Origin of the sequence: Pontibacter virosus (assembly GCF_003096355.1) — a bacterium.
In the GTDB taxonomy this organism is placed as follows: Bacteria; Bacteroidota; Bacteroidia; order Cytophagales; family Hymenobacteraceae; genus Pontibacter; species Pontibacter virosus.
Window position 1 is genome coordinate 1 of sequence record NZ_QEKI01000021.1, and the last position, 11,360, is coordinate 11,360.

Genomic DNA, 11,360 nt, shown 5'->3' on the forward strand with positions numbered 1-11,360 from the left:
TGAATTTCATAGTTCAAGTGGATAAGTATAGTATTACTTAGCCACTTAGCTTGTGAAAAGTTGCAGGAAGGAAGGTGTTATTAGACAGTCTGACGGTCTCGTGTAAACAACGTGCAAGGCCGTCGGCCGTAGCATGGTGTTTATGCTTTGCCGGGGAAGTTATTCTTTTAATCATAGAACATAACAATAGCTATTAGATCATTCTTGGCTTTAGAAATACCAACTACAATGAAATAATAGCCATAAATCCAGAATTCTGGTTCCTTTAATTTAATGTCTGCCTTTTCGGAGTTTTTTCTGCTTTCTTGGTTCTCAAACCATTCTTTGGAAATCAGGAAAAACGTAAAACTGTCTCCAAGCTGGGAAAGATGGTTTCTTAATTCATTCCAAACTACAATGAAATCTTCCCTGTCACTTTCTCCCCATTCTCCAGCGGCATATTTATCAAAAAAAGAAATAAGCCCAGATAGATTCAAGGCTCTGAAATCTTCTATCGAAAGTTTTTCTAAGTTGAATGCTGGTTTGAGATAATTATTTTGCTGTTGCAGAGGCTTTTCTTTTATGTCGTCCCTTGTACAGTCAATTCTAAAATAGTCAGAATTTATAAAGTCAATCACTTCTATTTGCCCTTCAAATGAGAAAGTTGTGATGGTTGCCCCTTGGTAATCCGCATCAAACTTTTCCTGTTTCAGTTTTTTTAGAAGCATCTTTATATTTATTCTAATTACCCCCAACGAAATGGTCTAGCAGACGCTTTAGCTTGAAACACTTGCTAAGGTGTCTGCTAGGGTGTGTTGGGGCATCACTTCGCCCGCCCGGGCAACCGCTTCTGGCCAACCCTACACGCGGCAGGTTTTACTCCCCGGCTATACCTGCCCGAAGAAGAAAGTAGCTTGCTGGATTTGGGCTTCGGCATCACCAATGTCGTGGATCGGGCCACGGCAAATGCTGCTGAGTTGTCGGCGGTGGAGTTGAAAGAAGGAGCGGTAAAGCTAGTGGAGAAAGTGAAAGCGTACCAGCCGTAGGTGCTGGCTTTGCTGGGTATATCCGCCTACCGCGTGGCCTTCGGGAAAGCAACTGCAGGTATAGGAATACAGGAACAGACCATCGGGAACACGAAGCTGTGGGTGCTGCCCAACCCCAGCGGTTTGAACGCCCATTTCCCGCCGCGGAAACTTGCCGAGGTATACCAGGAACTGCGCCTCTTTGTCGATTTGCTGAAGTAGAAAAGCATTCTCTCTTGGCTTTATCTTGCGGAGGTAGATATTGCTGTTGGTCCCAAGGTATAACCAGATATATGAGCTACACTGTCCGCAATTTGCCCTTTATTATACCATGCCCTTATGCAACCAGACGTTGAATTTTTTTTTGTACTATTGCATGATGCTCTTTCTAATGTCAGCCGTATACCTGTAGTGGTCAGATATATACAAAAATCAGCAGGCATGGAACATGAACCTACAAAATATTGAAAAGGCACTGGAGTTGGACTTTGTGACGATTCGGTACAGCCCTGATCAGAAAATGTTCTGGGGTAATTGGCGGGGCAATATACCGAGCAAACCACTTCGTGAAGCCATGCATTTTGCCAGTCAGTTTATAATGGACAATGAGGTTGAACTCGTAATGGTGGACTATACCTTCATGTTGCCACCATCGCTGCAGGACCAGAACTGGATTGCCACGCACTCTGCCGCCATACTGCAGCACAGCAAACTAAAGCGTGTTGCTAACGTTATGGGCTCCGATATTTTTCAGCAGATCTCCATCGAAACTATCAATGAAATAGCCTACAAATTCCCCTTGCCCTTCAAGTCCCGCGATTTTATGTTTAGAGATGACGCCCAGGAATGGCTATTCAACACCGATAGCTGAGGCTTAGCTCAGTCCTCTCCACCCGTTTCAGTTTGCCTTTGCCGCAACACCTTATTGTCGATGGAATAACGGCCGGGGCCTTTGATCATAAAGAACAGGATGAGGGCCGTGACGATCAGGGACATGATCAACTCGGTGTTACCCAGGTGGACGCCGCGCTGCGGGTTTACGATCAGCAGCGCACCTATCAGGATCGGAATCTGGCAGAGCAGTGCCAAGCGGGTGAGCATCCCAAAGGCGATCATCAGGCCGCCCACCACATGTACCAGGCTGGTGAGAAAGTGGGCCTTGCCAGTCGTGATCACGTCCTGGCTGGAACTGAAGATGTAGAAAACGTCGGTGGTGTGCTCCAGAAAGAGCAGGCCTTTTATAAACAGGAACAGACCGAGAAGGATTCTGAGGCCGTCCATCCAAACCGGGTTGTTGGCGCTGTTGATGCGGCGGCTGTGGCGGAGTTCGTGTGCGAGTGCCATGGCGGTAGGATTTAATGGAAAAATGCGCTATACCTATATTTACGTTCCCAGATGCAATCCCGTTTATTTACCATGCTTCCGCAGTCGTTTGGCCAGAAAATCCAGCTTTTTGACGGACTAGCTTTTACTATTGTAGTTACAATTGTAGCTTTGCCAACCGAATGAACGTTCAATTGGGAGGGAGCAGTAGTAACATGGAGCCGATCGCAGATAAGAAGAAAGCCATCTTTATAAGTACGATGGAGCTGGTCCGGGACAAGGGCTTTCATGGTACGCCTATGAGCATGGTCGCCAAACATGCCGGTGTGGCAGCGGGCACCATCTACCATTACTTCGAAAGCAAAGAGCAGCTTATCACCGAGCTGTTTGACTATGCCCAGCAGCAGGTCATTGCCGTGGTGGAGCAGGAGACCTGTGCCGCTATACCTTTTAAAGACTGCTTTTTCAATCTCTGGGGCGGACTCTATACCTTTTACCAGAACAATCAGAACCTGCTCCGGTTCTTTGAACAGTTTGTTAACTCCCCCTACAGTTCCACAAGGCCGCCATTTGAAGAAGACAAATTTTACACCTTGCTTTTCGCCTTTTTCGAGCGTGGCATCCGGGAAGGGGAACTAAAAGAGGTCAGCCCCAAAATACTGGCCACGCTCACCCACAGCAGTATCCTTACGATAGCCAAAATGACGGCCAGCGGCCGACTCCACTTCGACAAAAAAGAGCTGCAGCAGATACAGCAGTTGCTCTGGGATGGAATTGCCCTGGGTCGTTAGCGGCTGCTCCCGAGGCAAAAAAATGCAACTTTATTAGTGTTCAAACAATAACCACAAGCTCCAAAATGAAACATGAAAGACAAAACTAAAGCTGCAACACCATCGGTAGCCGCATCTGCACGTTTAATACTCAATCAAAAAGCTGAACACCAATCGCATACATGAAATTAAGAACATATTTTAAACGCTTGCTGATTGCCTCTCTGCTGGCGCCGGGCACTCTGTTCGCGCAGGACAACAAAGGTGTTGCAGCAACTGACAGCCTGACGCTGGAGCAGGTTGTGAACTATGCGCTCGAAAACACTGCCGCCATGGAGCAGGCGCTGATAGACGAACAGATCGGCGAGCGGGAAATCAGATCCAGTCTGGCAGGATGGTTTCCGCAGATCAATGCTAACTTCGGGGGCACTTACAACATCAAAAGGCCGCAGCAGCCGATCGGAGGCGAGATCATCACCTTCGGGCAGAAGTACAACTCCAACATAGCCCTGCAGGCCACCCAGAACATTTTTGATAACAACTTGTTTCTCGCCACAAAGGCGTCCAACTCCAGGAAGCTACTGCTGGACCAGCAGGTGACCGACACCCGCATCAACACGGTGGTGGAAGTGAGCAAGGCCTACTACAACGTGCTGCTCACGAAGGAGCAACTGCGCATCTTGGACCAGAACATCTCGCGCCAGGAAAAGCAGTACAACGATGCCCGCAGCCGCTACGAGGTAGGCATCGTTGACAAGACCGACTACCAGCGTGCCGCCATTACCCTGGCCAACATCCGGTCGGACCGCAAGCGGGTGGAGGAGAGCATTAAAGCCAGCCTGGCCTACCTGAAGCAGCTGATGGGTTATCCGGTGGAGCAGGAGCTGAACCTGACCTACAATTACGGCCGTATGGAGCAGGAGGTGCAGGTAGACACCACTGAGCTGCTCACCTTTGACAGGAGGATAGAACTGCAGCAGCTGCAAACGCAGCGTGACCTGCTGAAGCTGAACACGGCTTACAACCGCTGGAGCTTCCTGCCAACTGTTTCAGCTTTTGCTAACTACAACCTCTTGTATTTCAACAACGAGTTAGCCAACCTCTACAACCAGCACTTCCCCAACTCGTCGGTGGGTATACAGGCATCTCTCCCGATCTTTCAGGGCACCAGAAGACTGCAGAATCTGAAGATCGCGCAGTTGCAGGAAGACCGCCTGGATGTGCAGATCAAGGACGCGCGCCGGGCCATCAACACCGAGTACCAGACAGCGCTGGCCAACTACAAAGGCGATTACACAGAATGGCGCACAGTGCAGCAGAACCTGGTCATGGCCGAAGAGGTGTACGAGATCATCAAGCTGCAGTACGACGAGGGCGTGAAGGCCTACGTGGACCTGATCGTCGCCGAGACCGAACTGCGCACCACCCAACTGAACTACTACAATGCCCTTTACAGTGTGCTCTCCAGCAAACTGGACTTGCAGCGGGCCCTTGGAAATATAGACATCAACCGATAAAATCAGAGAATCAGATAATGAAGAATAAGTACACCTGGCTGTTTGCAGCCATCATCAGCCCAACTATGCTTGTGTCTTGCGGCGGTGACGATGCCGGACAGCAGCAAATGAACCCAATGGCCATGGCCGTTCCGGTGAACACGATCCAGGTTAAACAGCAAAGCGTGACCGGCCGCGACACTTACCCAGCTACGGTGGTACCGCTGCAGGAGGTGGAGTTGCGTCCGCAGGTATCGGGCTATATCACCAACATTTTTGTGCAGGACGGGCAGCGTGTTAAAAAAGGGCAGAAGCTCTACGAGATAGACCAGAACAAATACCAGGCAGGTATACAGCAGGCGCAAGCAAGTCTGCAGAGCGCCAAGGCCAACCTGGCCCGCGCCGAAAAGGACCTGGAGCGCTACGAGCGCCTGGCCGAGCGCGATGCCATAGCCCGGCAGCAGGTAGACTATGCCCGCACCGAGGTGCAGACCGCCCGCGCACAGGTTTCCGCTGCGCAGGCACAGGTACGCAGCGCCTCCACTGACCTGAGTTATTCGGTGATCAATGCGCCGTTTAGTGGTGTCATCGGTATTTCGCAGGCGAGGGTAGGGGCACAGGTTTCGCCGGGGCAGCCTTTGCTCAACACCATCTCTTCTTCTGACCCGATTGCGGTTGATTTTGTGATCAACGAAGGCGAGCTTGGCCGCTTCAGCAACCTGCAACAGGGCAAACAGCCGGACTCGCTTTTCACCGTCCGCTTCAACAACGGGGAGCAGTACCAACACAATGGCAAATTGCTAGCCATTGACAGGGCCATCGGACGCCGCTCCGGCACGACCACGGTGCGCGTGCAGTTCCCGAACCCGGACGAGAGACTGGTGCCCGGTATGACCGTGAGCCTCAACGTGCTCAACCAGGACCTGGGCGAGCAGATCGTGATACCGTTTAAGGCGGTGACTGAGCAACTGGGCGAGTACTATGTGTATGTGGTGCAGGGCGACTCGGTGGTGCAGCAGAACGTGCAGCTGGGCACACGCGTGGCCGCTGACATTGTGGTGCGCGAAGGCCTGAAGGAAGGGCAGCAGATCGTGACCGAAGGTATACAGCGTCTGCGCCAGGGTGCGAAGGTGCAGCTGGGCGGTCCGGAGCAGCCGCAGGCGGGAGCCGCCCAATAATCGGAGATAGGTCTTTCAGAGCATTAACCAGACATTATGATTTCAGAAGTATTTATAAGAAGGCCCGTCACCGCCATGGTGATCTCGATAGTGATCGTGCTGGTGGGCGTACTGGCCATGATGAACTTGCCAGTCACACAGTACCCGGATATTTCGCCGCCCACCGTATCGGTATCGGCCAACTATACCAGCTCCGATGCTCTCACGGTAGAGCAATCTGTGGCGACGCCGGTGGAAACGCAGATCAACGGTACGCCAGGCATGGCCTACATCACCTCTACCAACACGAGTACCGGCCAGATGAACATGGCGGTTACCTTCGAGATCGGGACCGACATTGACATTGCCACACTCGACGTGCAGAACCGCGCCAGCATTGCGCAGCCGACCCTGCCGGAAGAGGTAAGGCGACTGGGGGTGACGGTGCGTAAGCGTAACCCGAGTATCATGATGGTGATCGGTATTTATTCGCCCAAACGCACCCACGACATCCAGTTCCTCGACAACTACACCAACATCTACATCAAAGATGCCCTGATGCGAGTAAGCGGGGTAGGCGACATTACTTCCATCGGGCAGGACTTCAGTATGCGCCTCTGGCTGCAGCCAGACAAACTGGCCCAGTACGGCATTGGCGCTAACGAAATCACGGCCGCCATACAGGAGCAAAACCTGCAGATTGCTGCCGGTACGGTGGGTGGTGCGCCGCAGTACGACACGCAGGCCTTTCAGTACCCGATCACGGTAACCGGCCGTCTGCAGACGCAGGAGGAGTTTGGTGACATCATTGTGCGCACCAATCCGGCGGACGGTTCGATAGTATACCTGCGCGACGTGGCCCGCATTGAATTTGGGCGTTTCGATTATGGCCGGCAGTCCAAGATCAACGGCAACCCAGCTACCATGATGCTCCTGTACCAGGCGCCGGGCAGTAACGCCCTCGAAACCGCCGAAGGCATCTATGCCGCTCTCGACGACCTAAAGGACTCTTTCCCGGCGGATGTGGACTACATCGTATCGTTTGAGACGGTGTCGGTGGTACAGGTGTCGATCAACGAAGTAGTGATGACGCTGATAGAGGCCCTGATCCTGGTGATCCTGGTGGTGTTCCTGTTCCTGCAGAGCTGGCGCGCCACTCTGATCCCAATCCTGGCTATACCTGTGTCCATCATTGGTACCTTCGTGTTCTTCATTCCCCTGGGTTTCACCATCAACACGCTCACCATGTTTGGTTTCGTACTCTCGATCGGTATTGTGGTGGATGACGCGATTGTGGTGGTGGAAGCCGTGCAGCATTACATAGACCATGAGAAGCTATCGGCGCGGGAAGCTACCCGCAAGGCCATGAAGGACATTACAGCTCCGGTTATTGCCATTGCCCTTATCCTGGCGGCCGTGTTTATACCGGTGGGCTTTATACCGGGCATTGTGGGTAGGCTGTACCAGCAGTTCGCCATCACCATTGCGATCTCAGTGCTGATCTCAGCCTTTGTGGCGCTCACCCTCACGCCGGCGCTCTGCTCCATCATGCTCAAGCCGATGAATGTGAACGAGGGCTCGCGCGGCATCAACAAGTTCTTCTACAGGTTTAACAACTGGTTTGCCCGCACCACCGAACGGTACTCGGTAGGGGTGCGCAAAAGCATCAAGGCCGCGCCGCTGGTGCTCATCGTCCTGATCTGTATCTATGTGGGTACCTTCGGACTGTTCTCCACCAAGCCAACCGGCTTTATACCTTCTGAGGATGAAGGCCGTATGTTCGTGTCGGTGGAGTTGCCGGAAGGTGCCTCGATGACCAGAACCAACGAGATTCTGGAGGAAATCGGCAACCAGCTGGGCTCTGTGGAGGCGATCCGGAACTATACCTCCGTGGCGGGCCTGAACGCGATCAACTTTTCGTTTAAGTCGAACAGCGGTACCTTCTTTGTGCAGCTGCAGCCCTGGGACCAGCGCAAGGACGAGGCCTCGCACCTGAACGGGGTGATGGCCGAGGTGCAGCAGAAGATAGCGGGCATCAAGGAGGCCAACGTGCGCCTGGTAGCTCCGCCGGCTATACCTGGTCTGGGCCAGTCGGGTGGTTTCACCTTCGTGTTGCAGCAGCGCAAAGCGGGCGATGTGCGCGAACTTGAGCAAGTGATGGGCCAGTTCCTGGGAGCCGTTAATGCGCGCCCCGAGATCGGGATGGCCTACAGCTTCTTCACGGCCAAAACACCGGGCTACCATGTGGACGTGGACCGCGAGAAAGCGAAAAGGCTGGGTGTGAACATCGCTGATGTATACTCTACCATGTCGACCTACATGGGTAGCCGCTACGTGAACGACTTCACACGCTACGGCCGTAACTTCAGGGTGGTGGCGCAAGCCGACACGGCATTCCGGATGGACATTGAAAGCCTGAAGCAGTTCTATGTGATGAACAGACAGGGAGAAGCTGTGCCGCTGAGCGCCCTGGTAAGATCGCGGGTGGTGGAAAATGCAGCTGTTATCACACACTACAACCTCTTCCGCTCCGTGGACATCAATGGTAGCGCGGCCCCTGGTTACAGTAGCGGGCAGGCGCTCGATGCACTGGAGGAAGTAGCTGCCGAAGCACTGCCAGCGGGTTACGGGTATGAGTTTACAGGCCTGAGTCGTGAGGAACGGGCAGCAGGCTCGAGTACGATTTACATCTTCTCGCTCTCCATCCTGCTGGTGCTCCTGTTGCTGGCGGCGCTTTACGAGAGCTGGTCGGTGCCGTTCTCCATCCTGTTTGCCATTCCGCTGGGTATGTTCGGTGCTATTCTGGCCCTGACGTTCCTGCCAAAGCTTGACAATAACGTGTACGCCCAGATCGGTATGGTAACGCTGATCGGTTTGGCGGCCAAAAATGCGATCCTGATCGTAGAATTTGCCAAAGAACGCGTGGACCGGGGCATGGAGCTGATTGAGGCGACAATTGAAGCCGTGAAGCTGCGTCTGCGCCCGATCATCATGACCTCGCTGGCCTTCATATTGGGTGTGGTGCCGTTGGCGCTGTCTTCCGGTGCCGGTGCCGTATCGCGCCAGACCATTGGCTGGGTAGTAATTGGCGGTATGCTGGCCGCTACCTTCCTGGCCATCTTCGTGGTGCCGGTGCTTTATGTGGTGATCACAAGGATTGCCTACGGTAAAAAGGGGCTTGCCGAGCTGCGTGCCAAAGGTGGTGATTTGCCAGACAATGATGGCGGTGATCCGGCTTATGTGAATCCTTAAGTTTAAGACAATTTACACCAGGACAATTGATCCAGGTATAAACAAAGAGCCCCGGCCAAACGGCCGGGGCTCTTTGTTTCTGTAAGCAGAGGGTGAAGCTGTTCTATATTTAACTAATACCTATACCTGGAACAACTTAGCGTAGGGTCGTTTCCTGCTTGTTTTTTGTCATCCTGAAAGGATCTTGGTAGCAAGTTGTTTTGGCTTAACTGCACCGCTGGCGCGAGCTTGTGGCTCGTGCCTACACCTTTCCACGCAGCTATACCTTCAGCAAGAGTAGCAGTACGAGCTGCAAGTTCGCACTAGCAGGGTAGTCTCTAGGTGTCATCTCGAATGAAATGAGAGATCTGGATTATTTTAGTGCACAGTTAATCTTTCAGATTTCTCCCAAGGATGAAATGACAAGAACATTTTAATGTTGACCGCATTGGGTGGAGGCTCACTACTTTTCAATAGTTTTTGCAAGGAGTCCTTTGTCATGAACTCCATTGTTTAGGAGCTCTTTACCTTCTCCATCAATCGCTCGATCCAGAAGATCAGGAACAGGGCAACGAGGTTGATGCCGATGAATTTCTGGCCGAGGTCGGTGCCGATGCTGAAATGAAAAGAGGAGAGGGCCAGCCTGAATTTAAAGATCCAGCCTGCCACCATATCCACGCCAACTCCTATGCGCAAGCCCGCCACATACTGAAAGGCGTAGGCCCCGAAGGAGAAATACACCACCTGCAGCACCTGGTTGATGAGGGAGAGTTTTAGTCCGCGCTTTTGGCTGCGGAACAGCATGCGCCCGCAAAGGATGGAAAAGATATAAAGTCCGCCGGCGAAGAGGCCGATGCGCAGGGCCGCCTGGTCTACAACCATTTTGCCGCTGAATATTACCCACAAAGTGAGGGCTATACCTAGCAGGCCGCCAATGATCTGGTAAAGCGCAAGGGCTTTGATCTGATTTCTTTCAGAAGTATTCAAAGAGGTGCTTTTTCTGGTGATTGATTCAAATTTGCTTATCAAAATTACAAATTTAAATTACCTGTTCAGCACAATTGTGAGGTTGTTCGTGGTAGCTTTATTTCAGGTTCACGTACCCGTGCGGGAGAGAGATTTTGGTATGGGCCCATGCAAGCGAAGTTCGCTTTGCGTGTGGCTTATTTCTGTCTCTCTTTTTATCCTGAACTAATTGCCAGAGGAAGTAGGCATAGCTGTGAGCAGGCAGCTATAGCCGTTGTTAGGATGCTGCTTTTGTTAGCAAGCCGCCGTTAATACTTGAACAATACGTTCGTACCGTTGCGGATCCACTTTTCAAAAAAAGCATTGTCATTGAATTCTCCTGAAAGTAAAACAGAACCGCTTTCAGTTACAGGCGTGCGGGTGCTCATAAAGCTCGGAAGAGAGTCCTGATTGTTGGGAATCCACTCCATTCCCTTTTTCAGAGCAATGCACAGGTACTCATTTGTTTCGGTATCAACCAGGTATTTTCTGTTCATGTCGTGGGGTATTAGGTTTAAATTTGTAAAAGAACTGCCGGAGCTGTAAAGGCAGGGGCAGCAATAAAAAAGCCTTGCGGGAGGCAAGGCTTTTCTGTGAATATAGTCTGAGACTAAGCGCGCCTAACGTTAACCGCGTTCAATCCTTTTCTTCCTTCTTGCAGGTCAAATGTTACTTCATCACTCTCTCTGATCTCATCAGTAAGGCCAGAAACGTGTACAAAGTATTCCTGATCTGAATTTGCTTCCTTAATAAACCCGAACCCTTTCAGGTCATTAAAGAATTTTACTGTTCCGTTATTCATTATTTCTTTTGTTATGCTATACCTACTACATATTTGCAGGTATATGCGTTCATTATTTTTTACAATGTACGATAAATAAATTACAAAACCGCTGCATTGTCTCTATTCTTTTCAGATAAGTTGCGGCTGTGGCCGTACCGTTTGTGGTATTTAATTTCATGTGGCCTCAAATACCCCTGTTTCCCAGGAACAAAAGGGCTGCTCCCTTTTTCAGATGCATTGTAACATGGCTTGTCCTATCAGCTTATTTGTGCATACTTGAAATACCCAGGCCGGCCAGTACGCGACTCCTGACGTTTAAGGCCCCTATGATGCGGTTGACCGGGGTTGGTTCCATTCTGATAAGGGTGGGTATGGCGATGATGCCCGCCTCCTCTGCCTTGTCAGGATCTTTCTGGATATCGATTATTTCAAGCTGATAGTTACCTTTTAGATTTTCCCTGCAAATTTTAAGAAGTGTGTCCACAGCCTCAATAGAGTTTAGGCTGTGTCCGTTGATAAAGAGCTGAAATACATGCATGCTCGTTTTTTTAATTGGCTAAAAGCTCCGGAAGCGACCGGCTACTGTTGGT

Annotated in this window: 13 protein-coding genes; 7 read left to right on the top strand and 6 right to left on the bottom strand. The window is 51.4% G+C overall.

Annotation, left to right across the window (positions count from 1 at the left end):
• Nucleotides 1-167: 167 nt before the first annotated feature.
• Nucleotides 168-707, bottom strand: a complete 540-nt coding sequence (locus C8E01_RS20010; RefSeq protein ID WP_133242802.1) for a hypothetical protein — start codon at nucleotides 705-707, stop codon at nucleotides 168-170.
• Nucleotides 708-791: 84 nt separating this feature from the next.
• On the opposite strand from C8E01_RS20010, the gene C8E01_RS21840 reads away from it, so the two are divergent.
• From C8E01_RS21840 to C8E01_RS20020, 3 genes are all read left to right on the top strand, one after another.
• Complete coding sequence (locus C8E01_RS21840) at nucleotides 792-1,025, top strand: mismatch-specific DNA-glycosylase (RefSeq protein WP_207774924.1); 234 nt, start codon at nucleotides 792-794, stop codon at nucleotides 1,023-1,025.
• Complete coding sequence (locus tag C8E01_RS21845) at nucleotides 1,026-1,226, top strand: uracil-DNA glycosylase family protein (protein ID WP_207774925.1); 201 nt, start codon at nucleotides 1,026-1,028, stop codon at nucleotides 1,224-1,226. It begins immediately after the preceding gene.
• A gap of 226 nt (nucleotides 1,227-1,452) precedes the next feature.
• Nucleotides 1,453-1,875 (top strand): hypothetical protein, encoded by a 423-nt coding sequence (locus tag C8E01_RS20020; protein ID WP_116545234.1) that lies wholly within the window; start codon nucleotides 1,453-1,455, stop codon nucleotides 1,873-1,875.
• An 8-nt stretch (nucleotides 1,876-1,883) separates the two neighbouring features.
• Here C8E01_RS20020 and C8E01_RS20025 read toward each other — a convergent pair whose 3' ends face one another.
• Nucleotides 1,884-2,348 (bottom strand): DoxX family protein, encoded by a 465-nt coding sequence (locus tag C8E01_RS20025; protein WP_116545235.1) that lies wholly within the window; start codon nucleotides 2,346-2,348, stop codon nucleotides 1,884-1,886.
• A 161-nt stretch (nucleotides 2,349-2,509) separates the two neighbouring features.
• Between C8E01_RS20025 and C8E01_RS20030 the strand changes: the two genes are divergently transcribed.
• From C8E01_RS20030 to C8E01_RS20045, 4 genes are all read left to right on the top strand, one after another.
• On the top strand, nucleotides 2,510-3,118 hold the full coding sequence (locus C8E01_RS20030) for a TetR/AcrR family transcriptional regulator (protein WP_243409727.1): 609 nt from the start codon (nucleotides 2,510-2,512) through the stop codon (nucleotides 3,116-3,118).
• A gap of 161 nt (nucleotides 3,119-3,279) precedes the next feature.
• Nucleotides 3,280-4,614 carry a TolC family protein gene (locus C8E01_RS20035; protein WP_116545237.1) on the top strand — a complete coding sequence of 445 codons (1,335 nt, stop codon included), beginning with the start codon at nucleotides 3,280-3,282 and terminating at the stop codon, nucleotides 4,612-4,614.
• A gap of 17 nt (nucleotides 4,615-4,631) precedes the next feature.
• Nucleotides 4,632-5,771, top strand: a complete 1,140-nt coding sequence (locus C8E01_RS20040) for an efflux RND transporter periplasmic adaptor subunit (protein WP_116545238.1) — start codon at nucleotides 4,632-4,634, stop codon at nucleotides 5,769-5,771.
• Nucleotides 5,772-5,807: 36 nt separating this feature from the next.
• Nucleotides 5,808-9,002, top strand: coding sequence for an efflux RND transporter permease subunit (locus C8E01_RS20045; protein ID WP_116545239.1), 3,195 nt, complete (start codon nucleotides 5,808-5,810; stop codon nucleotides 9,000-9,002).
• 492 nt (nucleotides 9,003-9,494) lie between these two features.
• On the opposite strand, the gene C8E01_RS20050 is transcribed toward C8E01_RS20045, so the two are convergent.
• The 4 genes from C8E01_RS20050 to C8E01_RS20065 all read right to left on the bottom strand — a co-directional run bounded on the left by C8E01_RS20050 (nucleotide 9,495) and on the right by C8E01_RS20065 (nucleotide 11,308).
• Nucleotides 9,495-9,968: a hypothetical protein gene (locus C8E01_RS20050; protein ID WP_116545303.1), complete on the bottom strand. Its 474-nt coding sequence runs from the start codon at nucleotides 9,966-9,968 to the stop codon at nucleotides 9,495-9,497.
• A 287-nt stretch (nucleotides 9,969-10,255) separates the two neighbouring features.
• Nucleotides 10,256-10,483, bottom strand: a complete 228-nt coding sequence (locus tag C8E01_RS20055) for a hypothetical protein (RefSeq protein WP_116545240.1) — start codon at nucleotides 10,481-10,483, stop codon at nucleotides 10,256-10,258.
• 113 nt (nucleotides 10,484-10,596) lie between these two features.
• Nucleotides 10,597-10,788 (bottom strand): cold-shock protein, encoded by a 192-nt coding sequence (locus C8E01_RS20060; RefSeq protein ID WP_116545241.1) that lies wholly within the window; start codon nucleotides 10,786-10,788, stop codon nucleotides 10,597-10,599.
• A gap of 244 nt (nucleotides 10,789-11,032) precedes the next feature.
• Entirely contained in the window at nucleotides 11,033-11,308 is a 276-nt protein-coding gene (locus C8E01_RS20065; RefSeq protein WP_116545242.1) for a circadian clock KaiB family protein, read from the bottom strand.
• Between the last annotated feature and the right edge of the window lie 52 nt (nucleotides 11,309-11,360).